This window comes from Streptomyces sp. SP18CS02 (assembly GCF_036322365.1).
In the GTDB taxonomy this organism is placed as follows: domain Bacteria; phylum Actinomycetota; class Actinomycetes; order Streptomycetales; family Streptomycetaceae; genus Streptomyces.
On the sequence record NZ_JAQYXC010000252.1, the window covers coordinates 71,654 to 98,055 of the forward strand.

The window sequence follows — 26,402 nt, forward strand, 5'->3', positions numbered from 1 at the left end:
GGCCGCCGGGCCTGCGAGTTTCCGTAGTGCCTGCTGATTCCGGAGTGCCTGCGGCTTTCCGGAGTGCGGAAGCGCCGGCGGGTCAGACGTCCGGCAGCAGCGCCGAGACCCGGGTGTACACCCCCGGGCTGTCGACGTGCCCGCAGCCGCTGCCCCAGGACACCAAGCCGATGAGCCTCCCCTGAGCCACCAGTGGGCCTCCGCTGTCGCCCTGGCAGGCGTCCTGGCCGCCCTGCGGTCCCCCCGCGCACAGCATGGTCGAGGCCCGGTAGGCCACGCCGAACCCTCCTGGATAGGCGCGCCCGCAGACGTCGTCCGGCAGGACCTGTACCCGTGCGGCACGCAGCCCCTCCGCGAAGCTGCCCCCGCCCGTCGTATCGCCCCAGCCGTACACCGACGCGGCCGTGCCCGGCCGGTACGCCGGATCACCGGGGCCCGCCACCGGGATCACGTACGTCCGGGGCAGCGCGGTGGCCAGGGTCAGCACGGCGAGATCGCCCGCGTTGGACGCGGGGTCGTACGCCGGGCTGGTCCACATGCGGGTCACCCGGATCTCCTGTCCGGCGGTCCCGCTCAGGTCGGACCGCCCGGCGATGACCGTCAGGTCACGGACCTCGTCGGCCTCCGTGCCCAGCACCGCGGGCCCCAGGCAGTGCGCGGCGGTGACCACCTTGGTCGGCGCCACCACCACGCCTCCGCAGAACTGGCCCGCCCGCATACCCCCGAACCGGTCACGGCTGGACAGTGCCACCACCCAGGGACTTTCGGCGACCCGGACCGGCTGGCCCCCCACGACCACGCTGTCGGCCGCCGTGGGCAGGGAGGCACCGAGCGAGGGGAAGGCCGCCGCGAGCAGGGACACGGCTCCCGTCCACTTCCGGCTGATGAGACGACGCATGCGGTCTCCTGACTCTCCGGTGAACTAGGTTCACCCAGAGTCGGCCAGCGCGCCCCGCCCCGCACCCCCGCACAGCCGGAGGGCCCGGCTTCCCCTCTCGGGAAACCGGGCCCTCCGATCCGTACCGTCCGCCCGTCCGGGCGGTCGCCTCACGCGATCGCCGTACGCCGCCTCGTTCGATCGGTGCGATCAGTCGAGGTAGTCGCGCAGGACCTGCGAGCGCGACGGGTGACGCAGCTTCGACATGGTCTTGGACTCGATCTGGCGGATCCGCTCACGGGTCACGCCGTAGACCTTGCCGATCTCGTCCAGCGTCTTCGGCTGACCGTCGGTGAGACCGAAGCGCATGGAGACCACGCCGGCCTCACGCTCGGAGAGCGTGTCGAGCACCGAGTGCAGCTGCTCCTGGAGGAGCGTGAAGCTGACCGCGTCGGCCGGCACGACCGCCTCGGAGTCCTCGATCAGGTCACCGAACTCGCTGTCGCCGTCCTCGCCGAGCGGGGTGTGCAGCGAGATGGGCTCACGACCGTACTTCTGGACCTCGATGACCTTCTCGGGGGTCATGTCGAGTTCCTTGGCCAGCTCCTCCGGGGTGGGCTCACGGCCCAGGTCCTGGAGCATCTGGCGCTGAACGCGCGCGAGCTTGTTGATGACCTCGACCATGTGCACCGGGATACGGATGGTGCGGGCCTGGTCGGCCATGGCGCGGGTGATCGCCTGACGGATCCACCAGGTGGCGTACGTGGAGAACTTGTAGCCCTTGGTGTAGTCGAACTTCTCGACCGCGCGGATCAGACCGAGGTTGCCCTCCTGGATCAGGTCCAGGAAGAGCATGCCGCGGCCGGTGTAACGCTTGGCCAGCGAGACCACCAGACGGAGGTTGGCCTCCAGGAGGTGGTTCTTGGCGCGGCGCCCGTCCTCGGCGATGATCTCCAGCTCGCGCTTGAGCTTCGGCGCCAGCTTGTCGGAGTTCGCCAGCTTGTCCTCGGCGAACAGACCGGCCTCGATGCGCTTGGCGAGCTCGACCTCCTGCTCGGCGTTGAGCAGCGGGACCTTACCGATCTGCTTCAGGTAGTCCTTGACCGGGTCGGCGGTGGCGCCGGCGACGGCCACCTGCTGCGCGGGCGCGTCGTCCTCGTCCTCGTCGGACAGGACGAAGCCCTTGTTCTCGCCCTCGGCCTCTTCGTCCTCGCCCTTGCCCGGCTGGACGTCGTCGAGCAGCTCTTCGCCCTCGAGGACCTCTTCGGCGTCCTTCTTGCCCGCGGTCTTCTTGGCGGTGGTCTTCTTGGCGGCGGTCTTCTTCACCGCCGTCTTCTTGGCGGCGGTCTTCTTCGCGGCCGCCTTCTTGGCCGGAGCACCGGCCTCGTCGGCCGGGGCGTCAGCGCTCTGGGCCGCCGGGGCCGCGACCGACCTCGTCACGGTCGTCTTGGCGGTGACGGTCTTGGTGGCGGTGCGCTTTGCCGGGCTCTTCGCTGCGACGCTCTTGCGGGTGCGCTTCGGCGACTCCGCTGCACTGACCATCAGCGTCACACCCTCTTCCTCGAGGATCTGATTGAGGCTGCGCAGAACATTCTTCCACTGGGTTGGCGGAATCTGGTCAGCCTCGAAGGCCCGACGCACGTCATCGCCGGCGATCTGCCCATCAGCCTTTCCCCGCTCGATGAGCGCCATCACAGACTCGGACTCGGCGATCTCCGGCGGGAGCGTACGGGATGTGCTGGCCGACACGAACAACCTCTCGGAACGATGGAAACGGCTTCCGGCCCCGCCCATGATCGGGCCGGAGCCGACGACCGTCGGCTGGGGATGTGCCGACGACGCGGGCTGAAGCCAGGAACTCACACAGCGCCATGAACGGCGGCTGTATTCCTTCCTCGGCTGTTACCTCTTAGGTCATCGCAGGGCTTCGAGGAGTGTTACGCCCAATCTGCGTGGCCCGAGTCACACCTCATACGGTACGAAACGACCAACCCTGGAGGTAACCCCGCATTCGAGTCGCCGGATCCTTCGGACACATCCCACGGTTACCCGCGCGGGCCCGGCGACACACAGCGCCCGTACCGATCCGCGCACCGCCGAGCGCGGCTACGGACATCCCGCCACGTCCGGCGGCTCAGTGCTCGCGCGGAGCGGGCACGACGCGCTCCACCTCCGGGTGCACCGTCAGCACCTGGCGCATGGCCATCTCGGCGGCGTGGGGGTCACCGGCGGCCAGGGCGTCGATGAGGCGGGCGTGGTGGGTCACGCAGGGCTCGCTGGGCCGGTCACAGCTGACGACCGGGGAGCCGGAGACCTGGAGGGCCGCCGAGACGATGCCGGAGAGGTGCTCGAGCATCCGGTTTCCCGCGAGCTGGATCAGCAGCGAGTGGAACTCGGCATCGGCTCGCGAGAAGGTGATCACGTCACCCTGAGCGAAGGCATGGCCCATGATCTCGACCATGTCGCCGAGGCGCTGCTGGACGTCCTCCCGGCCGTGTCCGGCCGCGAGACGGGCGGCGAGCGGCTCGATCATCCAGCGCAGCTCGGCGAGCTCACGGCGCTGGTCGTCGCGCTGCGGCCCGTAGGCACGCCACTCGATGATGTCGGGGTCGAGCAGGTTCCAGTCACTGACCGGACGGACCCGGGTGCCGACGTTCGGGCGGGCGCTGACGAGACCCTTGGCCTCGAGAACGCGCAGCGACTCCCGTACGACGGTGCGGGAGACCTCGAAACGCTGGCCGATCTCCTCGGGAACGAGCGGCCGGTCGGCGCCGAGGTCTCCGGAAACGATCATCTGGCCGAGCTGCTGGACGAGTTGGCCGTGCAGCCCGCGGCCGCGGCTGCCCGCCGCCCGTCGGCCCACCCGGCCCAACTCCGCGTCGGCGCCCTCCCACGCCGACGGGCCGGCGCGGTCGGCGCCGGGCGCTTCGGCGTAGGGGTAGCGGTCGAGCCCGCCCTGGGCCGCGAGGCCGGTGTCCATGGGGCGGGCGGCGGTCATCATGGTGTGCGCAAGGGTACTCACGCATCCTTTGTCGGCGCCGCTTCCACGGCCCTTGAGGTCTTTGGTGAAAAGCACACGAAAGGGTGATCGGCGCTCGCTCTCCAATTGACGCCAAACGTAAGGAAGCGGGCAGTTTGCAAGAACCCTGTGACCGTTTGAAGCGCTTTGGTCACCGACCGGTCACCAACGCGCCCTGCGGCGCAGCCCCGTGAGCAGATAGGCGCAGATCAGAGCGGTCAGCGACAACACCAGCGCTGTTCCGACCGGTTGACCCACCACCCGTACCGCACCCATCAGCCACCGGTCCGCCTCGTACGGCCACTGCGTCCGGCTCAGCTCGCGCAGCCGCCCGGGCAGTCCCGCGACCGAACGCGCAGAGGGTCCCACCAGTGTCTTCTGTACGACGGGGGCCACCAGGACCGGTACGGCGAGGACCGCGGCGACCCCGGCGGCGGCGACCCTGAAGACCCCCGCCGCGAGGAGCCCGGCCCAGGCGCAGCCGACCGAAAGACCCACCCAGCCCGCGCAGAGCGACGGCCAGTCATCCGGGACGAAAATCACCTCACCTCCATATACCAGCTTCAGGACCCCCAGATCCGCCACCGCGACGGCCAGGGCGAGCGTCAGCGCGGTCACGGCGGAGACCGTCAGCTTGGCGAGGAGCAGACCGAGGCGGCGCGGCACGGCGCCCCGGCCGCTCGTCAGTGCGGGGTAGCGGTACTCGTCGCCGAACGAGAAGGCGCCGAGCAGGCCCGCGCCGAAGGCGGCGGGCGGCAGCGGAAGCAGACCGGGCCAGGCGGCGACGGCGGCGGGCAGCGCCGTGCGGCCGGTGCGGGCCAGCAGGACGGCCAGGACCACCGACACGGCGAGCACCGCGGCGACGGTCAGGGCGGTGGTCGGTACGCCCAGGAGGCGGCGGAGCTCGTACCGGACCGGCCTCAGCGGACTGCGCAGGGGCTTGAGCGCGGGCGGGGGCGGCGGGAGCACGGGCGCGGCCCGCGCCCGTGCGGGGCGCGGTACCACGCCCGCGGTGCGGGACCGCACGCCGACGGTGCGGGGCGGGGCGCCGACGGCGCGGGGCGGGGCGTCCACCGCCCTCCCCGCCCCCGCCCCCGCTCCTGCTCCTGCTCCTGCTCCTGCTCCTGCTCCTGCCGGGGGTGCCGGGGGCGGGAGGGGCACGGGGTCGGGGTCCCCCGTCTCCTCGGCCAGCCGATGGAGGAGGACGCCGTGCCGGAACGCCGTTTCACCGATCCTGGCGCAGTCGCTGCCGTAGACGGACAGGCGGGCGCCCCCCTCCACGACCACTTCGACGGATTCCCGGGCGGCGCGCGCCTCGCGGCTGACGAGCGAGGCGAGGCGGGCGGCGTGGGGGGTGCGAACGGCCACCCGGGGGCGCAGCCGGGTCCGCGCGAAGGCCGACGCCTCCTGGTCCGCGACCAGCCGCCCCTTGTCCACGGTGACGACCCGGTCCGCCACACGGGCGGCCTCCTTGGGGTCGCCCGTGGTGCAGAGGACGGTGCCGCCCCGGTCGGCATGGGCGCGCAGCAGACCGTACAGCCAGCCGCTCTCGCGCGGTGAGAGACCGGCGGCCGGCTCGTCGAGCAGGAGTGTGTGCGGATCTCCCAACAGCACGCAGGCCAGGCCGAGACGGCGCTCCATACCGACGGAGAGGGCGCCGAGGCGCTGGCCGTGCAGTCCGGTCAGGCCCACGACGTCGAGCATGACGTCGGCCCGGGAGGCGGGAACACCTGCCGCGGCGCACAGCATGCGGAGCTGGCCGCGGGCGGTACGCGCCGGATGACCCGGCACATCGCCGAAGAGCGCCCCCACCTCCCGCGCGGGATGGGCGATGCGATGGAGCGGCCGGCCCCGGAAGAAGGTGACCCCGCGGCCCGGTTCGAGTTCGAGCATCAGCCGCAGGGCGGTGGTCCTGCCGGAGCCGGGGCCGCCGAGGAGCGCGGTGACCTGCCCGGCCCGCGCTTCGAAGGAGAGGTCGTCGACGGCGGGCGGGCGGTCCCCTCGGGGGGCGCTGGTGAGTCCGATTGCCTGGAGCATGCTTCTCCCGCGATAGGTGAGACCGCTCGGCGGCAGGGCGGGTACCGCAGAAAAGATAACGCGACATTTCAGACTTTTTGCGCAGCGCCGATGAGCACGGGTGTCGGCCGGCCGGCCCATGACAGGACGGGCGGTGAGTGGTTCGCGCCGGACGGCTGACGACGACAGTGACGGCGGGGACGACGGGGACGGCGGCCGAACAGAGGGCCCGACGGCGAGGGCCCGACGGCGAGGGCAGGACGGTGGCTGGTCCGTGCCGCACGACGGCACGACGCGCGACGGATGACAGATGACGGACGACGGCTGGGCGGAGGGTCCCACCGCGGCTGTCGGTCATCGGCCGTGGCGCCACCCGGTGGTTCGGCTCCCGCGCCGGGCCTCCGTACGGCGCCCTGTGCGGGCCTGAGCGGGCGTCCGGGCGCCCGTACCACCCTTGGCCGCCCGTCGGGGCTGTCGGGGCCGCAAGGGGCGCCCGAGCGGCCTCAAGGGCCCGTCGGGCCCCGCTGGGCGGGCGGGGGACGCCATCCCTTCGGCGCCGGCCGGGGGGCCCGACCGGGGAGGGGCGACCGCGTGGCCGGCTGGGGGAGGCGGTGCGGCGCGGGTCAGACCTCGGGACGCAGCATGGGCGGGTTGAGCACGGTCGCCCCACCCGCGCGGAAGAGCTGCGCGGGGCGGCCGCCCTGCCGGGTCGTGGTGCCTCCGGAGGGCACCAGGAACCCTGGCGTGCCGGTCACCTTGCGGTGGAAGTTACGGGGATCGAGGGCGACGCCCCAGACCGCCTCGTACACCCGCCGCAGCTCGCCCACGGTGAACTCCGGCGGGCAGAAGGCGGTGGCCAGCGACGAGTACTCGATCTTGGAGCGGGCCCGCTCGACGCCGTCGGCCAGGATCTGCGCGTGGTCGAAGGCGAGCGGGGCGGGCTGCTCCTCGTCCGGACCGGAACCGGACTCCTGCTCGAGCAGCGCCTCGACGGGGGCCCAGCGCACGCTGTTGGCGTCGCCGCCCGCGCGGGGCGCCGGAAGGTCGGGGGCGAGCGCGAGGTGGGCGACGCTGACGACCCTCATACGGGGGTCTCGCTTGGGGTCCCCGTAGGTGGCGAGCTGTTCGAGATGGGCGCCGTTCCCGTGCGCGGGCAGCGGGGCGGCGGGGTCGTGCGCGGACAGCCCCGTCTCCTCGGCCAGCTCGCGCGCCGCGGCGGCGCCCAGGTCCTCGTCGGCCCGTACGAAGCCTCCGGGCAGTGCCCATCGCCCCTGGAACGGCGACTCCCCGCGCCGCACGACCAGCGCGCACAAAGCGTGACGGCGGACCGTGAGGACGACCAGGTCGACGGTCACGGCGAAGGGCGGAAAGGCCGACGGGTCGTAGGGAGACATGCCGTGATCATAGTCGTCTGCTTGACGATAAACACGCCCCTCGTCGATCAGCATGCTCTCTTCCTCCGCTCGTCCGATGCCCACGGCACGCACCCGCTCATACCCCCAACTGGAGGCCACCAGCGGCCTCCTCGACCATGCCCAGCCCCATCCTGCTGACCCGCACCGCGAACGGCTCCCCCGCGACGCGCAGCCCTGACAGTCCGATCGCCCCCAGTGGGGCGCTCCGCACGGGGTGCAGCGCGACCGTCCGGGCGGGGACGTCGGGCCGGATCCCGCAGAGCGCGGTCAGTGTCCGGACGGCGGCGGCCGAGGCCACGGCCGCCGGGCGGCAGGCGGCCGGGTGCGGTGCCGGGACGCCTCCGGTCACGCGCTGCTCCCCCGCGTACATCTCGGGCAGCCGGTACGCGAACGCCTCGGCGGCGTCGAGCAGACCGCGGAGCAGGGAGCCGGCCTCCTTCTCGTAGCCCGCGGCGGCGAGACCCGCGACGGCGACGGCCGTCTCGTGCACCCGGACGGCCCCCGCGCGGTGGCCGAAGGGGTTGTGCCCGGGCTCCTTGGACCCGAGACTGCGCAGTCCCCAGCCGGAATCCATGGCGGGGCTCCCGAGCAGCCTCGCCACCTGCTCCGTCTGCACCTTGTCCAGCAGGCCGTCGGCGTACCGGCCGCGGCCGAGCAGACCGGTGTCCAGAAGGTGCGCGGCGCTCGCGCCCAGGTGGGGCAGGAGCCTCCCGTCGGCGGTGCGGGCGGCGGCCGGACGGCCGCCCGCGCGGTCGTCCAGCCAGAAGTCCTCCCGGAAGCGGTGGCGCAGGGCGCGCGCCCGGTCGCGCCATTCCTCGGCCCCCGGACGGCCGCAGGCCTCCAGGAGGTCGGCGCCGAGCAGGGCGGCCCGGTGGGCGTGCGCCTGGGAGTCGGCACGCCGGAGTCCGGGGGGTCCCGGTTCGCGAACCAGGCCGTCCGCGCCCGTGGCGGACCGGAGCCACTCGAGGCAGCGCTCGGCCGCCGGGAGCAGCTCGGCCAGCTCCTGGTCGGGCATGCCCCAGCGCCACGCCTCGGCGAGGACGGCGGGGAAGGCGAGGGTCGCCTCGACACCGGTGCAGCCGGGCGGCAGGTGCGGGCCGGAGTCCCGGAGCGGCCCCGGGATGCGCCCCGAGCCGGGACCTCGTCGGGTGAGCTGGGTGCGGGCGAGGACGCGGAGCGTGGCGGTGGCGAGCCGGGTGCCCAGCGGCAGCGCCATGCGGGCGGCCCAGAGGGACTCGGCCGGAGCGGGCCCGCTGCGCCACGGCACCCCGGCCGCGGGGTACAGGTCGGCGGGCCGGGCCGGATCGCGCAGCAGGAGGGCCCGCAGGTCCTCGATGCCGCTCCGGAGGAACCGCTCCACGCGAGGGTCGTCGCCTTCGGCGCGGGCGTCGGACAGGCTCTGCCCGCCGGCCCCACCGGGTGCCCCGGTCCGGCCGGCGGGACGTACCGGGCGGGCGGAGCGGACACGCAGCTCGATGGTGCGGGCGGCACCGGGCTCCAGCGCGAGCTCCCAGCGGAGCAGCCCGGCGGAAGCCAGCGCGTCCTTGGGAGCGGGCTCGGCGGTGATGACGGAGAGCCTGCCGTCGGAGGCCGACCAGCGCATGCCCGAGGTGTGGACGCTGGCGCGCAGTTCGGGTCCAGGGCGTCCGGCGGCGACGGCCGCCAGGTCCGCGAGGTCGGTGCCGAGGGCCATCTCCACGGGAAGCCGGACGGTGCGGCCCGCGCTGCTGCGGAACGTGATGCGTTCGGTCCCTTCGGCGTCCCTGGTCCGCTCGATCGTGACGCCGGGGTCGGGCCCGGGGTCGGCGGGGGTGTGCACGACCGCGATGAAGCGGGCAGTGTCGGCGGAGACGAGGCGCGCCTGGACGGTGACCGGTTCACGGCCGAAGACCCGCAGCCGGGAGCGCGAGAGGAGGCGGCGGCCGGCCTGATAGACCCCTTCGAGTCCCTGCCCGGTGAGCTGGCCGTGCTCGGCCGAGACCGCCAGGCAGGGCAGAGCGACACAGAGGAGGGCGTGGTGGACGGGCGGCAGTTGGCCGGGCCGTCCCCGGTTCGGTGGCGCGAGTCCGGCGCCGGACGGCTGCCGGAACGGCTGCTGCGGCGCCTGGGAGACAACGGTGAGGTCCATGGGTGGTCTGCTGCGCCTTCTGTGCGCTCCGGACAGCCGCTGCGGGGTGCGGCGGCACGGGTCGGACGACTCCGCCGTACAGGTGAACGCCTCCCCTGGTGCGCCGGTCACGGTCGTCACCGCCCGCTCCCGGTTCCGCGCGGCCCGCCGCGTCGGGCGGCACGCGGAGAGGTGCGCGCCGCGCCTCGGGCGGGAGGCCGGGCGGGGGAGGTGGCGGACGGCGTGCCCTTCCTGGTGACGGCGCCGGGCCGCACCGATCGGGTGCGGGGCCTGCGGCCGGCCCCGCCGGTCCCGGGCGCCGCCGCCCGGGCTCCGGGGGCCGTCGGCACGGTGGGGTGTCCTCGCTCCCGCCGGCCGTGACCGGCCGGAGCGTCGGGGCCGTTCCTGGCCTCACGCTCCTCACGCAGGCACCGTCGCAACTCCTCCGGGTCGAGGCTCTCGTTGCACGCCTGGTGCAGCAGCCTGGCGAAGACGTACTCGGGATCCGCCTCCAGGGCGAGGCCCAGCGCGACGCGCGCGCCCGGTTCGTCGCCGGTCGACCAGGCCACCCAGCCGGCCAGGGTCAGGGGCGCGGCCGCGTGTTCGGCGTAGGAGCCGGCACAGCGGCGGGCCAGCGCCCGCCACAGCCGCAGCGCGGGGCCCGCCTCCGGTCCCTCCATCCACTCCGCCGCCCGGTCCCGGGTCTCCCTGTCCTGCAGGCCCAGAATGAGCGCGGCTGCCTCCTCGTGGTCGATCAGCGCGTCGTCCTCGGCGTCGGCCGCGACCGGGTCCGTGGCCCCCGCGCGCCCGGTCAGCCGCTCCATGAGGCCTCGCGCGAGCCGCACCGTCCCGGCCCGCACCTCTTCGCGGCCGTCCCCGTCGAGGATGCGGGGCACCAGGGCCGCGCTGGCCGTGTCCAGGGCCCGCTCCTGGTCGTCCCCGGCCACCGGCGAGGGGCGCAGCCTCCGCTCCATGTCCCGCAGGGAGCCGCGCACCTGGATGCCCGCGTACGCCGCTGCGGCGGCCATCACCGACGTCCCGGGGAGGGCCATGACGTTGCCCTCGGACGGGCAGCAGCGGGTGTCGGGGCAGCAGTACGACCAGAAGCGGCCGTCGGAGATGCAGAGCGCCTCGTACACGGGGACGTCGAGGGCGCCGCAGGCCGTGCGCAGCCGCTGGGCGAGCGGGCGCAGCCGCTCCATGACGTGCCGGCCGGTCTCGTCCCCGGCCGGGTCCTGGCAGAGGAAGACGACGATCCCGTCGGGCCGTGAGCCGCGCCGTTCGCAGCCCTCGACGAGGCACTCGGCGAGCTGATCGGCGACCGGCGCCCACTCGCGCGGCGAGCGCGGAATGCCGAGCCTGACCCGGCCGCCGAAGCGGCCGCGGTCGCCGTGGAGGGCCACGACCACGACCGAGTCGGTCGGGTGGTAACCCAGCATGTAGGGCAGGGCGTCGGCCAGTTCGGCCGGGCCCCGCAGGGTGATCTGCTGCCGGTCGGTGGATCCGGTGGTGTCGTGATGCTTGTTCATGGTCACGACCGTCCCGCAGGCACCGAGGAAGCGTCGACCCCTGTGGATAACGTTGTCCACAGGCCGGCTGGCCGTGCTCGCGCACCCCTGCGCCCGGCTGGTACAGGCCGCACGGCGGCTCGGCCCCCAGGGTTTCCAGGGCCTCAGGGTTTCCAGGGATCTCAGGGTTTTCAGGGCCCAGGGTTTTCAGGGCCCCGGGCCTCCAGGGCCTCCAGGCCGACGAGTGCTCCCCGGGCCGCCTCCGGCCCCCGTACCCCTCCGCGCCACCCGCCGGTCCGACTGGGGACCCGTCAGGCCGGGTGCGTCGCCGGAGACTCCGTACCGCGGACACGCCAGGGTCCGTCGTTCCGGGTCATCACCCCTTCATGGAGCCGCCGTTGAACCCTCGGCGGAATTATGGCGCGTTCTCGCCTTGCATCCGCCGCTACCCTCACTATGGAAGTCTTTAAGGTTAGGCTAACCTACGTGCCGTGATAGTCGGTGAAGAGATCTCAGCGGCCATGGGTCCCCGCGGCCATGAGCTGTCGGCCACGGGGGTCACCGTGGCGTACGACGGCGTCGATGTCGTCCACGACGCGTCGTTGACGCTCCGCCCGGGCGAAGTGACCGTCCTCGTGGGACCGAACGGCAGCGGGAAGTCGACGCTCCTGCGTACCCTCGCGCGGCTGCAGCCGCCCAGGACCGCCACGCTCGTCATCGACGAGGACACCGACGGCCTGGCCCTGACCCCCCGTGAGTTCTCCCGTCGGGTGGCCCTGCTGACCCAGGGGCGCCCCACCCCCAGCGGACTGACCGTCCGGGACGTCGTCGATTTCGGCCGCTACCCGTACCGGGGCCGCTGGGGCAAGGCGGACCCGGACGGGGCCGCCGCCGTGGACCGGGCGCTCGCCATGACCGGCGTCGCGGAGCTCGCCGAGCGAGGCGCCGAACACCTCTCCGGAGGGCAGCTCCAGCGCGTATGGCTCGCCGGCTGCCTCGCCCAGGAGACCGGCGTACTGCTCCTCGACGAACCGACCACCTACCTCGACCTGCGGTACCAGATCGAACTCCTCGACCTCATGCGCGACCTGGCGGACGACCACAGGATCGCCGTCGGCGCCGTTCTGCACGACCTCGACCAGGCCGCGGCCGTGGGCGACCGGATCGTGCTGCTCCACGGCGGACGGATCATCGCCGAGGGCACGCCCGAGGACGTCCTGACGGCCCCCCGGCTGACCGGGACGTACGGCATCCGCATCGAGGTCGACACCGACCCCCTCACCGGCCGGCTGCGCACCCGCGCGATCGGCCGACACCACACGCGAAGTGAAAGGCTCAGCCCCACCTCATGAGACGCCTCCTCCTCACCGCCGCGGTCGCGACCACGGCGGCGCTCACCCTGACCGCCTGCGGTACGACCGAGCCCGCCGCCGACGACGCGAAGAAGAAGTCCGCCGAGCCCATCACCCTCACCGACGCGTCCGGCGCGAAGGTGACGCTCGACGGTCCCGCCAAGAAGGTCGTCGGCACCGAGTGGAACGTCGTCGAGAACCTGGTGTCGCTGGGCGTCGAGCCCGTCGGTGTCGCCGACGTCAAGGGCTACAAGACCTGGAACACCGCGGTCCCCCTGAAGAACGACCCCAAGGACATCGGCACGCGCGGCGAGCCGAGCATGGACACCATCGCGTCCCTCTCGCCGGACCTCATCGTCGCGACCAGCGATCTGCCGCCGGCCGCCGTGAAGCAGCTGCGCAAGGTCGCCCCGGTCCTGGAGCTGAAGGCCGCCGACGCCGCCGACCCGATCGGGCGGATGACGCAGAACCTCGACCTCATCGCGCGGGCCACCGGCACCACGGAGCAGGCCGGGAAGCTCAAGAAGGACTTCGAGGCGAAGATCGCCGAGGGCAGGAAGGCGCTCTCGGACGCCGGTCTCGCCAACGCGAAGTACGCCTTCGCCGACGGTTACGTCGTCTCCAACCAGGTCTCCATCAGGCCGTACACCAGCGGTTCGCTCATCGGTGCCGTCAACGAGAAGATCGGCCTGAAGAACGCCTGGACCGTGAAGGGCGACGCGAGCTACGGACTCGCCGCCACCGACGTCGAGGGCCTCACCAAGCTCGGCGACGTGCAGTTCGCCTACATCGGGAGCGACGGCGACAAGGCCAGCACGCCCTTCAACGGTGTCCTGGCCAAGGACGCCGTGTGGACCTCGCTGCCGTTCGTGAAGAAGGGCAACGTCCACCGGCTGCCCGACGGCATCTGGATGTTCGGCGGCCCCGGATCCATGGCGACGTACATCGACTCCGTCGTCCAGTCACTGACGAAGTAGCACCCATGGCCCTCACCGCTCCCCCTTCCGCAACCCGTCCGCCGGCGGCCTCGTCCCGGACGGGCGCGGCCGCGGTGACGGCCGCACTGGTCCTGCTCGTCGCGGTCCTCGCGGTCATCGACATCACGCAGGGCACGGCCGCCGTCGGCGCTCCCGAGGTCTGGAGGGCGCTCACCGGGCGGGCCGACCCGGACGACGCGTCCGTCATCATCGCCTCCCGGCTGCCGAGGCTGGCCGCGGGGCTGCTCGTCGGGGCCGTGCTCGGGATGGCGGGCGCCGCGCTGCAGGCGGTGAGCCGCAACGTGCTCGCCTCGCCCGACACCCTCGCGGTCAACGCGGGTTCCTACCTGGCCCTCGGCCTGGTCGCCGTCTCCGGCGTCTCCCTGCCGCTGCTCGCTTCCTCGGGCATCGCCTTCGCCGGTGGTCTCGCGGCGGCGGCCGTCGTACTCGGCCTGTCGGGGCTGGGCGCGGGCACCGTACGGCTGGTCCTCGCCGGCAGCGCCCTCACGCTCGGCCTCATCGCTGTCACCGAGGCGCTGCTCCTGCTGTTCCCCCAGCAGACCGAGGGCCTCTACCGGTGGAACCAGGGCAGTATCGCCCTGAACGGTTTCGACGGCGTGCTCCAGATGGCACCGGTCGGCGCCGTGGGCCTCGTCGGGCTGCTGCTCCTCGCGCGACGGATGGACGCCCTGGCCCTCGGTGAGGACGCGGCGCGCGGCCTGGGGGTGCCCGTGCGCGCCACCCGCGTCATGGTGGTCGTGCTCGCGTCGCTGCTCTCCGCGGCCGCGGTCACTCTCGCCGGGCCGGTCGGCTTCGTGGGCCTGTGCGCCCCCGCACTGGTCCGCCCCCTCTCCCGCCGGTTCCGCCCGCTCTCCCGTACGCGGGCGAGCATTCCGGTCGCCGGTCTGGCCGGTGTGGTCCTCGTGCTCGGCTCGGACGTGCTGCTGCGCGCCTCCGTGCCGCCGGACATGGCGGTCGCCGTGCCGACCGGCGTCGCGACCAGCCTCGTCGGCGCCGTGTTCCTGGTCGTCATGGCGAGCCGGGTCCGGGACACCGCCAAGGCCGCCGAGGCCGACCGGCTGCGCCTCAGGAGCCGGACCACCTTCCTCGCCACCACGGCCGTCCTGGCCGTCCTGCTCGTGGGCGTGACGATCGCCGCCGTGCTGCTGGGGGACAGCAAACTGCTCCTGGGCGACGTGATGAACTGGGTCCAGGGCAAGGCGAGCCGGAGCATCACCTTCGTCCTCGACACCCGCGTGCCCCGGGTCCTCTCGGCGCTTCTCGCCGGCGCGGCACTCGCCCTGTCCGGGACGCTCGTCCAGGCCGTGACCCGCAATCCGCTCGCGGAGCCCACCGTACTGGGCGTCTCCGGCGGGGCCGCGCTCGGCGCCGTGCTCCTCGTGACGACGGTGCCCGTGGCCGGATCGTGGGGCGTCGCCGGCGCGGCGTTCGCGGGCGCCGCGGCCAGCTCCGTCCTCGTCTTCGGACTCGCGGCGCGGGACGGGTTCCAGCAGAACCGGCTCGTCCTCGTCGGCTTCGGGGTCGCCATCGGGACCGCGGCGCTGATCAGTCTGCTGATCGTCCTCACCGACCCGTTCAACGCGACGAAGGCCCTCACCTGGCTGTCGGGATCCACCTACGGGCGGACCATGCCGGACGTGATGCCGCTGGCGGTCGTGCTCACCGCGGGTCTGTTCGTCGCGGTCGTACGGCGCACCGAGCTCGACCTCGTGTCGCTGGACGAGGACACTCCGAGGCTTCTGGGGCTCGGTCTGGCCCGGGAGCGCCTGGGCCTCCTCTCGCTGAGCGCGCTGCTCGCCGCCACCGCCGTGGCGGCCGCGGGAACGATCGGCTTCGTGGGGCTCGTGGCGCCGCACGCGGCAAGGGCCCTGGTGGGCCGGCAGCACACCCGGGTGGTCCCGGTCGCGGTGCTCCTCGGCGCCCTGCTCGTCTGCGTGGCGGACCTGCTGGGCCGGACCGTGATCGCGCCGGCCCAGCTCGGCGCCGGTCTGATGACCGCGGTGATCGGCGCGCCGTACTTCCTCCACCTGCTGGTACGCACCCGCCGCTAGGAAGTGTCCGGAACGTCTCGCCTGGACCGCGACGCCCTCCGGGCGGACGCCGATACCTTCCGGACACTCCCCCGGCCCGCCTGCCCGAGGCCGCCCGCCGCCCACACGCCGTCGTCTCCCGCCCGAGCCGGACGCTCAAGCCCGCCGACGGCGTGCGGGTGCGGCGGCATACGGGCTCGGCGGCGGGCTGCCGCGTCGGCATACGCGCACGGCGGCGGGCTGCCGCGTCGGCCGTACCCGCCCGAGCCGGACGCTCAGCCCGCCGCGGCGAGGACCAGGGGCAGGACCTGTTCGCTGCCCGCCCGCCGCAGCAGGCGGGCAGCGACGGCGAGGGTCCAGCCGGAGTCGGTGTAGTCGTCCACGAGCAGGACCGGGCCCGGGGCGTCCGCCAGGGCGGCGGCCAGGTCCTCGGAGACGGTGAAGGCACCGGACAGCGCCTTGACGCGCTGGGCGGAGTTGCTGCGGCGGGCCGCGTGCACGCCGCCCGGCCCCGTGTACGTCAGCGAGCCCAGGAAGGGGAGCCGGCCGATGCCGGCGATCCCCTGGGCCAGGGAACCGACCAGCTGCGGGCGGGCCAGGGACGGCACCGCGACGACTCCCACCGGCCGGGCCGAGGCGTCCGGGGCCTGGGACGCCCACCCGCCCGGGGAGCGCGCCCAGTCCGCGAGGACCGCCACCGCGGCCCGCAGGACGTCGTCCGGGACGGCCGAATCGGGCGCGTTCTCGGCGAGCAGCGGGCGCAGCCGGTTGCCCCAGCCGATGTCCGAGAGCCGCCCCAGGGCGCGCCCGGTGGAGCACTGCTCCTTGGCCGGGATGCGTCCCTTGAGGTCGATGCCCAGGGCGGGCATCCCCGTCGGCCACATCCGGCGCGGTTCGACCTCCACCCCCGGGCGGTCCAGCTCCTTGGCCGCCCCCGTCAGCGTCTCCGCCGAGACGGAGGAATCGGCCCAGGCACCCGCGCAGTTGTCACAGCGGCCGCACGGGGCCGCCCCCTCGTCGTCCAGCTGTCGGCGCAGGAACTCCATCCTGCACTGGGACGTGCTCACGTAATCGCGCATGGCCTGCTGCTCAGCCGCCCGCTGCCGCGCCACCCAGGCATAGCGCTCCGCGTCGTACACCCAGTCGGCTCCCGTGGCCGTCCAGCCGCCCTTGACCCGCTTGACCGCCCCGTCCACGTCGAGCACCTTCAGCATGGTCTCCAGACGCGTGCGCCGAAGGTCCACCGACGCCTCCAGGGCCGGCACGGACAGCGGCCGTCCCGCGCCGGCGAGGGCCGAGAGGGTCTGACGCACCTGCGCCTCGGGCGGGAAGGCCGTGTCGGCGAAGTAACGCCAGATGGCCTCGTCCTCCTTGCCGGGCAGCAGCAGCACATCGGCATGGGCCACGCCGCGGCCCGCGCGGCCGACCTGCTGGTAGTACGCGATCGGGGAGGACGGCGAGCCGAGATGGACCACGAAGCCGAGGTCGGGCTTGTCGAAGCCCATGCCCAGCGCCGATGTCGCGACCAGCGCCTTGACCCGGTTCTCCTGGAGGTCGGTCTCCGCCTGCAGCCGGTCCGCGTTCTCGGTGCGTCCCGTGTAGGAGGCCACCGTGAAGCCGCGCTGCCTCAGGAAGGCGGTGGCCTCCTCGGCGGCCGCGACCGTGAGGGCGTAGACGATCCCGGAACCCGGCAGCTCGTCCAGGTGCTCGGCGAGCCAGGCCAGGCGATGAGCGGCGTCCGGCAGCCGGACGACGCCCAGCCGCAGGCTTTCCCTCTCCAGCGGGCCGCGCAGCACCAGTGCCTCACCGGCGCCGGTGCCCAGCTGCTCGGCCACGTCCGCGGTGACCCGCGCGTTGGCGGTCGCCGTGGTGGCCAGTACCGGAACGCCGGGGGAGAGCTCCGCCAGCATCGCCCTCAGCCGCCGGTAGTCGGGGCGGAAGTCATGACCCCAGTCGGAGATGCAGTGCGCCTCGTCGACCACCAGCAGACCGGTGGTGGCCGCGAGCTTGGGCAGCACCTGATCGCGGAAGTCCACGGAATTGAGGCGTTCCGGGCTGACGAGGAGAACGTCGGTCTCACCCCGCTCGACCTCCTCGTAGATGGCATCCCACTCCTCCGGGTTGGCGGAGTTGATGGTGCGCGCCCGGATGCCCGCCCGCGCCGCCGACTCGACCTGGTTGCGCATCAACGCCAGCAGCGGCGAGACGATCACCGTCGGGCCGGAGCCGCGCCGGCGCAGCAGGGCGGTGGCGACGAAGTACACCGCCGACTTGCCCCAGCCCGTGCGCTGCACCACCAGGGCGCGTCGGCGCTCCTCCACCAGAGCCGCCACCGCCTGCCACTGGTCCTCCCGCAGCCGAGCCGAACCCCCCGGTGCACCGACGAGCTCGGCGAGGATGGCATCGGCTTCAGCGCGCAGTTCCAGTTTGTCCATGCCCCCATGCAACCCGATGGCACTGACAAAGGGCCACCTCACCCAGCGTGACCGGCGGCTCGCGAACGGTCCGCCCGCCCGGACCCCGCCCCTCGCACCCCGCGCGCCGCCCCGGTGACCCCGGCCGCCCCGACGGCGGGCCGCTTCCCCCGCTCGGGGCGCGCGCCGGGCGCGGGGGCGACCGGACCGGTACGGGTCAGCCGTGTCGTGCGACTCCGGGAGGTGTGCCCTGACGGCCCGGACGGCCCGCGCGGCAGTGCCCTTCCTGGCAGCGGGCCCCTGCCGGACCGCTCCCCCGCCAAGGCCGCCGGGCGGGTCTCCCGGCCGGCTCGGGGAGCCGGCGTACAGGCCCTCGCCGAGGCATCACCGCAACTCCCCCTGCCCGTGTCTGCCGACCGTGCGTCAGCGGGCGACACGGCAGCGGCATCGCGCGCCGGCGGGCTGTGCCGATCGCCTTCGACGCCGCCCCGGACCGCCCGGGATCCGGCCTTCGCGGAGGGTCCGGACCGGCCCGCCGAGGGCTTTCCCGGCCAGCGGCGCGACACGTGCGGTGGCGGCGCGGTTGCCGCGCCTGCCAGGAGCGGAGGAGGTGTTTCCGCTGGTCCTCGCTGTTCAAGCGGGCGGGAAAAGGCATCACGACGGCCTCGGATGGGCAGGATATGAGTGCCATACCAACTCATTCCAGGCAGCGCCCTCAATTGCTCGTTGCCGCCTGACCATTACGCCCGCAAGAATTGGAAGCCGCCCCCTGCGCGGCCCGTCGCGGTCCGGAAGGGCTGTGCCTCGGTGCGCCCCACTCAACCCTGCCCGCACTGTGGGCGCGTATGCGAAGGGAGAACCGTGACCTTCGGATTCGCTCCGTCCGCAGCCACCTCGATCACCGCGCCGGCCAATTCCGCCAGCCGTCTCGCCAGGATGCTCGAACCCTCGGAGTGGACCGCGGCGGGGATTCCGCTGCTGCGCAATCCACGTGAGGTGGTCAGCGGTCTGCACGTACGTCACAGGCCCACACCGACAACCGCTGTCGTGGCCGTCCTCGACCACGAGGAACGGCTCGCCGCCAGCGCCTCGTTCGTCCGCCGCCCGGTGCCCGCCGACGGCTGGGAGTTCCGCAACGCCCTGCTCTCGCATCTGCGGCGGGTGATCCCGCACGACCTGCGTCGCCGCACCCCGGTGCGTACCGCGGTCCTGCTCTACTGCCGGGACGGCGACGAGAGATGGACCGAGGAGGACGGGGCGTGGATGTGGGGGCTGCGGGACGCCTGCACCCTGCACGGCCTGCGCTGCGGGGCGTACATCACGCTGACCCGCGGCGGTTGGCAGGTCCTGGGCGAGGGACGGGGCGGCCGAAGCCCCCACTCCGGATCGCAGCCCGGTGACCTCGCCGACACCGTGGCACACGAAGGGGTGCCCGCTCCGCGCACGGCGAGCGGGGCCGGCGAGCCTCTGCGGCGCACGGCGGCCCGTTGACAGCGCACCGGCCCAACGCGCGGCGACGCCCCGGCCGCAGGCCCGGGAGACGCGGGTCCAAGGAGGCACCGGTCCAAGGAGACGCGGGTCCGGGGAGGCGCCGGTCCGCACGGCGGAACGCACTGATCGGGGCGGCGCGGGGACACGCCGGTCGGGCCACGGGGGTGCGGTGCGCCGGTCAGGTCGCGAGGGTGCGGCTCCGACGGCGCGCCGGTCAGGACGCAGGGCCCGCGTCGCGGACGGCGTACCGCGGCTGATCCGGCGCGACGCACCCGGCGCTGACACCCCGTCAAGGGGCGCAGCGCCGGAAGCGCCTTACGTCGTCAGCAGCTGTCCACGACTCAGACGCCCGCGCCCAGCGCCGCGTTGATCCGCTGCGGGTCGCCGCAGACGATCAGCAGCGCACCGGCCCGGGCCAGGGCCAGGGGCAGCACACGGGCAGGCACGTCATCGTCGCCGCCGTTGAGGGCGACGACCACCACGGGCCGGACGGACGCGCGTTCCACGGCGGCCGCGTCGGCGAAGAAGACGTCGTCACGGGCGTCGTGCTGCGCCCAGTAGGCCGCGTCGCCGAAGGACTGCTCGTGGGTCGTCCAGGGGTGCTGCTCACCGGTCGTGAGCACCAGGACGTCGCCCGGGGCGCGGCCGGTCTCGAGCAGCAGGTCGACCGCTTCCTCGGCGGCGTCGAGCGCGCCGTCCGCCGAAGCGGGGATCAGCTGGATCTGCGGTTGCGCCGACGGCACGGAACGATTCTCCTGCCGGGGCGACGGGGACTGCGCAGCACCGGTGTGCGGGCGCTGCGCCGGAGGCGTGGGCCGGGCCGGGCCGGGGCCCGGGCGGCCGGGGCGCGGCGTGGCCGCGGTACGCGGACCGGGTACGGGACGGGGGGTCGGCGCGGGGCGGCCGGTGGCCGGAGTTGCGCGGGGACCCTGGGCACTCTCGTGAATCTGAGGCTCCTCGGGGATGAGAGGCATAAAAGGATGTCTATCAAACGCCGGTGCGAGACACACCGGCGGGTGGCGCATACGTGCGACCGAGCTGTTCAGCCGGGCTTGGCCGGTGAGTTCAGAAATCGAAGCCGAGCTGGCCCCCGCTTTCCAGTGCGGCCGCCTCCGCGGAGACGCGGAACTTCCTGAGGTGCCGCCACTGGGGCAGCGCGTCCAGATAGGACCAGGACAACCGGTGGTAGGGCGTGGGCCCCCACTCCCGCAGCGCCGCCTGGTGCACCGGCGACGGATAGCCGGCGTTGGCCCCGAACCCGAAAGCGGCGTACTGCGCCGACTCCGCTTCGAGTTCTGCCATCATCGCGTCGCGGGCCACCTTGGCGATCACCGAGGCGGCCGCCACGGCGATGCACGACTGATCGCCTTTGATCACCGTGCGCACCCGCCAGGGCGGCCCGAGGTAGTCGTGCTTGCCGTCCAGGATCACCGCGTCGGGTCGCACCGGCAGAGCGTCCAGGGCGCGCCCGGCGGCGAGCCGCAGGGCGGCCGTCATTCCGAGCTCGTCGATCTCTTCCGGCGAGGCATGCCCGAGGGCGTGCGAGGTGACCCACTTGATCAGCTCCCCGGACAGTTCGGTACGGCGCTTGGGGCTGATGAGCTTGGAATCGGTGAGACCGGCGGGGGGCCGGCGCAGACCGGTGACAGCGGCGCAGACCGTGACCGGCCCGGCCCACGCTCCGCGTCCGACCTCATCGACACCGGCGACGATCTTGGCGCCGGTTGTCGCTCTGATCGAGCGCTCGACGGTGTGGGTGGGTGGTTCGTACGGCATGGCGCCAGATAGGTTACGCCGCCCGGACCCGCCTGCGATACCCGGATTACGGTCCGCGTTGCGGTGGCCGCGTCCGGTCCGTCGCCGGGCGGCCCCCGTACCCGGCGTACAGCCCTTGCATGAGCGATCATTTCGGCGATGTGGACGCCGCTTACGTTCACTTGCGTATACGGCGGAGCGGCACATCACCATGGCCGGGATCACATCGATCGCCGTGCGCCGACGGCGGGAACCGGCCCGTGGCACCGGGACGCCCGGCGCCGACGCCGCCTGCGCGGACTGCGCGGACTGCGCCGACGGCGACGCCTACTGCGCGATGCGGGATGCGGGATACGGAAGCCGTGTACGGGGCGCCGGCCCAGGGCGGCGGCGGTACGGAAGCGGGGGCCTCGGGCGCATCGAGGGCGGGGGCGTCGGGCGCGGCGGGGGCGTCTGCGTACCGTGCGCGCACTGGCGAAGGGTCGAACGGCCCGGCCGACGCCGCTTTGTGCGCGGAGGGGTGCACGGGCTCGCCATGGCGGACGTACGGTCCTGCCGGTCGGGGGCCGTGGCGCGGCGATGGCGCGCTCGACGGCCGGAGCCGAAGACCGCCATGGCCGACGCCGTACACGCGTTCTCCCGTCGGGGGTCGGCGGTACGCGGCGCACGCCCGGCCGGCCCGCGAAGCGGATCCGGTTTCACGGCCGGGACGCCTGGGGCTCATGCGGCGCGAGACGTCGGCCGCGGAACCGGCCGCGCCGTTCTCGCGCCGACCGCGCGGGCGCTCGCCGAGCCGACGAAACGCACCGTCCCGACCGTGGGCCTACGGGGGCCGCCGAGCGTGACACGCCCGTCGGGGCGGCGATGGCGTCCCTCGTGGCACGCCGCGCGCCGTGCCGGCCCGTGCGGGCACGGCGCGTTCAGGACCGTGCCGGACGGTCGGCGCCCACCGTGGCGTCAGCCCAGCTTCTTGAGGACCTCGGCCGCCAGCGGAGCGGAGGACGCGGGGTTCTGCCCGGTGATCAGGTTGCGGTCCACCACCACCTTCGGGGCCCACGGCTCACCTTCCTGGAAGTCCGCTCCGAGCTCCACGAGCCGGTCCTGGAGCAGCCACTTCGCCTTGTCGCCGAAGCCGGCCTGGGCCTCCTCGGCGTTGGTGAAGCCGGTCAGCCGGTAGCCCGCGAAGGGCGAGGTGCCGTCGGCGTCCGTTGTGGCCAGCAGGGCGGCCGGGCCGTGGCAGACCACGGCGAGGGGCTTGCCCGACGCCAGGGCGTCGTTGAGCAGCCTGCCGGAATCGACGTCGACCGCCAGGTCCTCCATCGGGCCGTGGCCGCCGGGGTAGAAGACGGCGTCGTAGGCGTCCAGGCGCACCTCCTCCAGCTTCAGCGGCGACCGGAACTCGGTGATCGAGGCGAGGGCTTCCGCCACCCGATCGGCGTTCTCCTGGCCACCGTTGACCTCGGGGGCCAGGCTCGAACGGTCCACCGTCGGCACAACACCGCCAGGGGTGGCCACCACGACCTCGTGGCCCGCCTCCTTGAACGCCTCGTACGGGGCCACCGCCTCCTCCGCCCAGAAGCCGGTGGGGTGCTTGCTGCCGTCCGCCAGCGTCCAGTGCCCGGCGCCGGTCATCACAAAGAGGATCTTCGACATGGTGTGTATCTCCGTGGGGTTGCATGGGCGGGGGGGCCCGGAGCGGATGGTTCGACCGGCCGTTCCGGCGGGTCCGTGTCCAGATGGCCAGTACGGCGGTGTCCCCGACGGTAGGCCCGCCCGGAGATAGGGATCCAATAGGACACCCTGTGGCCGGCATAGGAAATCCAATACGCCGGAGGGAATACCACTCCGGTGCCGCCGGCCCGGAATAGGCGCGCCGACGGGGAGGTTGGGGCCTGGCACGACACCTGGTCACCCATCTCCGGGAGGTACCCCATGAAGATCGGCATCATCGGCGCGGGCAACATCGGCGGCAATCTGACCCGTCGGCTCACCGCTCTCGGGCACGACGTGGCCGTGGCCAATTCGCGCGGGCCGGGGACCTTGGCCGCACTGGTCGAGGAGACCGGCGCCACGGCGGTGACCGCCGCGGAGGCGGCACGCGGCGCCGAGGTCGTGGTCGTCACCGTTCCGCTCAAGGCGGTGCCCGACCTGCCGTCCGGCCTGTTCGACGAGGCCGCGCGGGACGTGGCCGTCATCGACACCGGCAACTACTACCCCCAGCGCGACGGAAGGATCGATCCCATCGAGCAGGGGACCACCGAGAGCCGCTGGACCGAGCAGCGGATCGGCCACCCGGTGATCAAGGCGTTCAACGGCACGGGCGCGCAGGACCTGCTGGACAAGCCGCGCCCGCAGGGCGACCCGGAGCGGATCGCCGTACCGGTGGCCGGCGACGACGAGGTGGCGAAGAAGACCGTACGGGAACTGATCGACCAGCTCGGCTTCGACACGGTCGACGCGGGCGGCATCGACGAGTCCTGGCGTCAGCAGCCGGGCACGCCGGTCTACGGGCTGCGGGCGGGCATCGCGGAGGTCACCAAGGCCCTGGCAGAGGCGTCCCGGGAACGACCGCGGGACTTCCGGGCCCAGTAGGACCTGCCCGCCGCACGGGCCGGACGGGGCGCACGGGCCTGCCCGCCGCACGGGCCGGACATGTCACCCGGGCCGGACACGCCACACTGGCCGGACGGGGCGCACGGGCCTGGAGACCCGGCCGACCGCACAGGCCGGCCGGCGCGAGTCCGGTCGGCCCGGCCCGGTCAGGACGGGCCGGGTGAGGGACGAGGCCGGGCCGGCGTACACGCCGCGCCGCACCCGACCCGCACGGTGCCTGCCGAGCCCTTCCGGCGTCCTCGCCACCGCCTCAGCGGGCGGGGGCGCGCCGCAGCCAGGCGGGCAGCTCTTCGGTCCGCTCCAGCCACGGGGCGGGCGGCGCCCCGCCCTCCGCGGCCGCCACCACGCCTCCGGCGATGGCACAGGTCGTATCCACGTCACCACCCACCTGCGCCGTGGTCCAGAACGCCCGCTCGAAGTCGCCCAGGGCACGGGCGGCCGACCACAGCGCGAACGGCACCGTGTCGTGCGCGGTGGTGCGCCGCCCACTGCCCAGTACCGCGGCGACCGTCCCCGCGTCGCCGTAGTCGAGCATGTCCCGGGCCCGCCGCAGTCCGGCCCCCACCGCGCTGCGGGGCACCAGCGCGACGACGCCGTCGAGGAGCTCCTCCGGCGAGGGCGGCCCCTCGGGACGGGCGGCGAGCGCCGCCGCCGCGGCGACCGCCATGCAGCCCACCACGGCTTCCCGGTGCTGGTGCGTGGTGTAGGAGGAGATCTCGGCCTGGTGGGTGGCCTGTTCCGGGTCGTCGGCGTACCAGGCGCCGAGCGGGGCGATGCGCATCGCCGCGCCGTTGCCCCAGGAGCCCTGGCCGTTGAAGAGGGCGGCGGACAGCTCCCGCCAGTCACCGCCCTCCCTGACCAGCCGCAGCATGCGGTTGACGGCCGGGCCGTAGCCGCGGTCGAAGTCGTGGTGCTCGGCGAAGGAGCGGGCGAGCGCGTCCTGGTCGATACGGCCGTGTCCGGCGAGCACGGCCACGACGGAGCAGGCCATCTCGGTGTCGTCGGTCCATTGCCACGGTGCGGGCGGCAGCTCGCGCCGTTTCAGCAGGGGATAGTTGGCGGGGACGAAGAACTGGGAGCCCAGGGCGTCTCCCACGGAGAGTCCGCGCAGGCTGGCCAGGGCGCGTTCGAAGCGCCGGTCGAGAGAGAAGTCAGCGGTCATCGCACAGCCACTCTATCCGGTGAAGCCGTACGGTTCCGGGGTTCGCCAGCGCTCGAATGGCTGGTCCAGCGCGTACCGGCCGTTCTCGCCGAGCCGGAGGATCCGGGTCTCACCGTTGCGCGGGTTCGAGAGCGACTCGAAGTCGGCGACCGTCCAGTGGAACCAGCGCATGCAGAAAAGCCGCATGGTCAGTCCGTGCGTGACCAGCAGGACGTTCGGCGGATGGTCGGGGGACTCGAAGCTCCGGTGGAGGCTCTCCAGGAACGCGCCCACCCGGTCGTAGACGTCGGCGCCGGACTCGCCCTGCGCGAACCGGTAGAAGAAGTGGCCGTACGCGTCGCGGTACGCCCGTTGCCGCCGGACGTCGTCGCGGTCCTGCCAGTTTCCCCAGTCCTGCTCGCGCAGGCGCGGCTCCTCCCTGACCCGCACCTGCGCCGGATCCAGCCGGAACGCCTGGAAGGTCTCGTGCGTGCGGCGGTACGGCGAGATGTAGGCGCTGATCCGCTCGTCCCCGAACAGTTCGCGCAGGCCCGCGCCCGTCTCCTCGGCCTGCCGGCGCCCCGACGGCGTGAGCCTCAGCGCATGGTCGGGCTCACGTTCGTACACGGTGTCGTCGGCATTGCCCTCCGACTCTCCGTGCCGGACCAGGACGATGCGCCGGGGACGAGCCATGACACGACCCTAAGGTCATTCGCCCGGTTCCCGCCGGGCTCGCCCGCCCCGGCCGGGCGCGTCCGGACCGGGCGTCCGGCCGCCATCCGGGTGGTGCGTCCGCCGGGCGGCACTCCGGCCCGCATCCGGGGCACGCCCCCGTGGGGACCGCCCTCCGTGACCCGCGAGCGGCGGATCACACCGTCCAGGCCGGCTCCAGGTCCACGACGTCACCCGTCAGCGCGGCCACGTCCGCCTCGGTCTGCGCACGGAGCGCGAGCCGCTCCACACGCTCCGTCCGGTACTTGCCGTGCTCGGCGGCCGACCGCCACATGGACAGCACCAGGAACTCGTTCCCCGGCGCCTCGCCGAACACCCCCCGGAGCATCCCGGGCGATCCCGCCATGGCGGGGTTCCACACCTTCTCCTGCATGAGCGCGAAGTGCTCGGCCCGCTCCTCGTGGACCCTGCTGTGTGCCACGCGCACGACGTCGGCGTCCGTGAAACGCGGCTCGAAGCCCGTCTTCACATCGAAGCGATAGTCGAAGAGCTTGACCTGTATGTCCTTGTACGTACCCGTCTGCGAGGCGGCCAGCCTGTCGTGCGACCGCGCCATGAACGAGTCGTAGAACGTCCGGCTCTCCCAGAACGCGAAGACATGCGCGACACCGGGCCGGGTTCGGCTCCATCCGCCGCCCTGTCCCCGGAATCCCGGCTCACCCGGTAGCCCCGCCCACTTCCGCTGCCCCCGCTCGAATCCCCGACGGTCCACCACGGTGCAGCGAATCCACTTGACCAGCACCGCGCCATCGTACGGCGCCGGACGTGGCCCGGGTCACTCTCCTGGCGCACCGCGCCCCGATCGACGTGGGTGAACCGCAAACACCGGACTGTCCGTGGTGGCCGCGTGACACCATGGGCAAAGAGCTTGGCACCGGGGGAAGTTGCCTTCCCGTACCGGGGTTCGCACACGGGGTTCGTACGGGGAGAACCG

The 26,402-nt window shown here is 73.5% G+C and carries 20 protein-coding genes; 6 read left to right on the plus strand and 14 right to left on the minus strand.

Annotated features, from left to right (window positions below):
- Nucleotides 1–82: 82 nt before the first annotated feature.
- Nucleotides 83–898, minus strand: coding sequence for a S1 family peptidase (locus PUR26_RS03910; RefSeq protein ID WP_329869231.1), 816 nt, complete (start codon nucleotides 896–898; stop codon nucleotides 83–85).
- A 189-nt stretch (nucleotides 899–1,087) separates the two neighbouring features.
- On the minus strand, nucleotides 1,088–2,626 hold the full coding sequence (locus PUR26_RS03915) for an RNA polymerase sigma factor (RefSeq protein WP_329869232.1): 1,539 nt from the start codon (nucleotides 2,624–2,626) through the stop codon (nucleotides 1,088–1,090).
- Here PUR26_RS03915 and PUR26_RS03920 point away from each other — a divergent pair.
- Nucleotides 2,559–2,726, plus strand: a complete 168-nt coding sequence (locus PUR26_RS03920; protein WP_179166852.1) for a hypothetical protein — start codon at nucleotides 2,559–2,561, stop codon at nucleotides 2,724–2,726. The two genes, PUR26_RS03915 and PUR26_RS03920, sit on opposite strands and share 68 nt — an antisense overlap.
- 285 nt (nucleotides 2,727–3,011) lie before the next feature.
- On the opposite strand, the gene PUR26_RS03925 is transcribed toward PUR26_RS03920, so the two are convergent.
- The 5 genes from PUR26_RS03925 to PUR26_RS03945 form a co-directional block, all read right to left on the minus strand.
- Entirely contained in the window at nucleotides 3,012–3,953 is a 942-nt protein-coding gene (locus tag PUR26_RS03925) for a FadR/GntR family transcriptional regulator (protein ID WP_329869234.1), read from the minus strand.
- Between the two features lie 105 nt (nucleotides 3,954–4,058).
- Nucleotides 4,059–5,933: an ATP-binding cassette domain-containing protein gene (locus tag PUR26_RS03930; protein ID WP_329869236.1), complete on the minus strand. Its 1,875-nt coding sequence runs from the start codon at nucleotides 5,931–5,933 to the stop codon at nucleotides 4,059–4,061.
- Nucleotides 5,934–6,535: 602 nt separating this feature from the next.
- Nucleotides 6,536–7,306, minus strand: a complete 771-nt coding sequence (locus PUR26_RS03935; protein WP_329869238.1) for an NUDIX hydrolase — start codon at nucleotides 7,304–7,306, stop codon at nucleotides 6,536–6,538.
- Nucleotides 7,307–7,403: 97 nt separating this feature from the next.
- Nucleotides 7,404–9,455 carry a glycogen debranching N-terminal domain-containing protein gene (locus PUR26_RS03940; RefSeq protein WP_329869239.1) on the minus strand — a complete coding sequence of 684 codons (2,052 nt, stop codon included), beginning with the start codon at nucleotides 9,453–9,455 and terminating at the stop codon, nucleotides 7,404–7,406.
- A gap of 116 nt (nucleotides 9,456–9,571) precedes the next feature.
- Nucleotides 9,572–10,963 carry a DUF4192 domain-containing protein gene (locus PUR26_RS03945; RefSeq protein WP_329869241.1) on the minus strand — a complete coding sequence of 464 codons (1,392 nt, stop codon included), beginning with the start codon at nucleotides 10,961–10,963 and terminating at the stop codon, nucleotides 9,572–9,574.
- Between the two features lie 470 nt (nucleotides 10,964–11,433).
- Here PUR26_RS03945 and PUR26_RS03950 point away from each other — a divergent pair, with 470 nt between their 5' ends.
- From PUR26_RS03950 to PUR26_RS03960, 3 genes are read left to right on the plus strand one after another with little or no spacing between them, the layout of a single operon-like run.
- Nucleotides 11,434–12,294, plus strand: a complete 861-nt coding sequence (locus tag PUR26_RS03950) for an ABC transporter ATP-binding protein (RefSeq protein WP_329869243.1) — start codon at nucleotides 11,434–11,436, stop codon at nucleotides 12,292–12,294.
- Nucleotides 12,291–13,271, plus strand: coding sequence for an iron-siderophore ABC transporter substrate-binding protein (locus PUR26_RS03955; protein ID WP_329869245.1), 981 nt, complete (start codon nucleotides 12,291–12,293; stop codon nucleotides 13,269–13,271). The genes PUR26_RS03950 and PUR26_RS03955 overlap by 4 nt, the downstream gene beginning before the upstream one ends.
- Before the next feature lie 5 nt (nucleotides 13,272–13,276).
- Nucleotides 13,277–15,343 (plus strand): iron ABC transporter permease, encoded by a 2,067-nt coding sequence (locus PUR26_RS03960; protein WP_329869247.1) that lies wholly within the window; start codon nucleotides 13,277–13,279, stop codon nucleotides 15,341–15,343.
- Between the two features lie 254 nt (nucleotides 15,344–15,597).
- Here the strand turns inward: PUR26_RS03960 and PUR26_RS03965 are convergent, their stop codons facing one another.
- Nucleotides 15,598–17,757 (minus strand): RecQ family ATP-dependent DNA helicase, encoded by a 2,160-nt coding sequence (locus PUR26_RS03965; RefSeq protein WP_329869249.1) that lies wholly within the window; start codon nucleotides 17,755–17,757, stop codon nucleotides 15,598–15,600.
- Nucleotides 17,758–18,597: 840 nt separating this feature from the next.
- Between PUR26_RS03965 and PUR26_RS03970 the strand changes: the two genes are divergently transcribed.
- A complete protein-coding gene (locus tag PUR26_RS03970; RefSeq protein WP_329869250.1) occupies nucleotides 18,598–19,227 on the plus strand; it encodes a hypothetical protein in 630 nt (209 codons plus the stop codon).
- A 341-nt stretch (nucleotides 19,228–19,568) separates the two neighbouring features.
- On the opposite strand, the gene PUR26_RS03975 is transcribed toward PUR26_RS03970, so the two are convergent.
- From PUR26_RS03975 to PUR26_RS03985, 3 genes are all read right to left on the minus strand, one after another.
- Nucleotides 19,569–20,201: a hypothetical protein gene (locus PUR26_RS03975; RefSeq protein ID WP_329869252.1), complete on the minus strand. Its 633-nt coding sequence runs from the start codon at nucleotides 20,199–20,201 to the stop codon at nucleotides 19,569–19,571.
- A gap of 91 nt (nucleotides 20,202–20,292) precedes the next feature.
- A complete protein-coding gene (locus PUR26_RS03980; protein WP_329869253.1) occupies nucleotides 20,293–21,003 on the minus strand; it encodes a ribonuclease HII in 711 nt (236 codons plus the stop codon).
- Between the two features lie 936 nt (nucleotides 21,004–21,939).
- Nucleotides 21,940–22,635: a type 1 glutamine amidotransferase domain-containing protein gene (locus tag PUR26_RS03985; protein WP_329869255.1), complete on the minus strand. Its 696-nt coding sequence runs from the start codon at nucleotides 22,633–22,635 to the stop codon at nucleotides 21,940–21,942.
- 195 nt (nucleotides 22,636–22,830) lie between these two features.
- On the opposite strand from PUR26_RS03985, the gene PUR26_RS03990 reads away from it, so the two are divergent.
- A complete protein-coding gene (locus tag PUR26_RS03990; protein WP_329869257.1) occupies nucleotides 22,831–23,574 on the plus strand; it encodes an NADPH-dependent F420 reductase in 744 nt (247 codons plus the stop codon).
- Between the two features lie 271 nt (nucleotides 23,575–23,845).
- Here the strand turns inward: PUR26_RS03990 and PUR26_RS03995 are convergent, their stop codons facing one another.
- From PUR26_RS03995 to PUR26_RS04005, 3 genes are all read right to left on the minus strand, one after another.
- Entirely contained in the window at nucleotides 23,846–24,757 is a 912-nt protein-coding gene (locus PUR26_RS03995; RefSeq protein ID WP_329869258.1) for an ADP-ribosylglycohydrolase family protein, read from the minus strand.
- A 12-nt stretch (nucleotides 24,758–24,769) separates the two neighbouring features.
- Complete coding sequence (locus PUR26_RS04000) at nucleotides 24,770–25,429, minus strand: histidine phosphatase family protein (protein WP_329869260.1); 660 nt, start codon at nucleotides 25,427–25,429, stop codon at nucleotides 24,770–24,772.
- A gap of 175 nt (nucleotides 25,430–25,604) precedes the next feature.
- The gene (locus PUR26_RS04005) at nucleotides 25,605–26,210 is read right to left on the minus strand and encodes a YdbC family protein (protein ID WP_329869261.1); all 606 of its coding nucleotides are present in this window, start codon (nucleotides 26,208–26,210) and stop codon (nucleotides 25,605–25,607) included.
- Nucleotides 26,211–26,402 lie beyond the last annotated feature (192 nt).

Coding starts and splice junctions, on each gene's coding strand:
- PUR26_RS03910 (WP_329869231.1), bottom strand. CDS start 898: ATGCGTCGTCTCATCAGCCGGAAGTGGACGGGAGCCGTGTCCCTGCTC.
- PUR26_RS03920 (WP_179166852.1), top strand. CDS start 2,559: ATGAGCGCCATCACAGACTCGGACTCGGCGATCTCCGGCGGGAGCGTA.
- PUR26_RS03930 (WP_329869236.1), bottom strand. CDS start 5,933: ATGCTCCAGGCAATCGGACTCACCAGCGCCCCCCGAGGGGACCGCCCG.
- PUR26_RS03935 (WP_329869238.1), bottom strand. CDS start 7,306: ATGTCTCCCTACGACCCGTCGGCCTTTCCGCCCTTCGCCGTGACCGTC.
- PUR26_RS03940 (WP_329869239.1), bottom strand. CDS start 9,455: ATGGACCTCACCGTTGTCTCCCAGGCGCCGCAGCAGCCGTTCCGGCAG.
- PUR26_RS03945 (WP_329869241.1), bottom strand. CDS start 10,963: ATGAACAAGCATCACGACACCACCGGATCCACCGACCGGCAGCAGATC.
- PUR26_RS03955 (WP_329869245.1), top strand. CDS start 12,291: ATGAGACGCCTCCTCCTCACCGCCGCGGTCGCGACCACGGCGGCGCTC.
- PUR26_RS03960 (WP_329869247.1), top strand. CDS start 13,277: ATGGCCCTCACCGCTCCCCCTTCCGCAACCCGTCCGCCGGCGGCCTCG.
- PUR26_RS03965 (WP_329869249.1), bottom strand. CDS start 17,757: ATGGACAAACTGGAACTGCGCGCTGAAGCCGATGCCATCCTCGCCGAG.
- PUR26_RS03975 (WP_329869252.1), bottom strand. CDS start 20,201: ATGCCTCTCATCCCCGAGGAGCCTCAGATTCACGAGAGTGCCCAGGGT.
- PUR26_RS03980 (WP_329869253.1), bottom strand. CDS start 21,003: ATGCCGTACGAACCACCCACCCACACCGTCGAGCGCTCGATCAGAGCG.
- PUR26_RS03985 (WP_329869255.1), bottom strand. CDS start 22,635: ATGTCGAAGATCCTCTTTGTGATGACCGGCGCCGGGCACTGGACGCTG.
- PUR26_RS03995 (WP_329869258.1), bottom strand. CDS start 24,757: ATGACCGCTGACTTCTCTCTCGACCGGCGCTTCGAACGCGCCCTGGCC.
- PUR26_RS04000 (WP_329869260.1), bottom strand. CDS start 25,429: ATGGCTCGTCCCCGGCGCATCGTCCTGGTCCGGCACGGAGAGTCGGAG.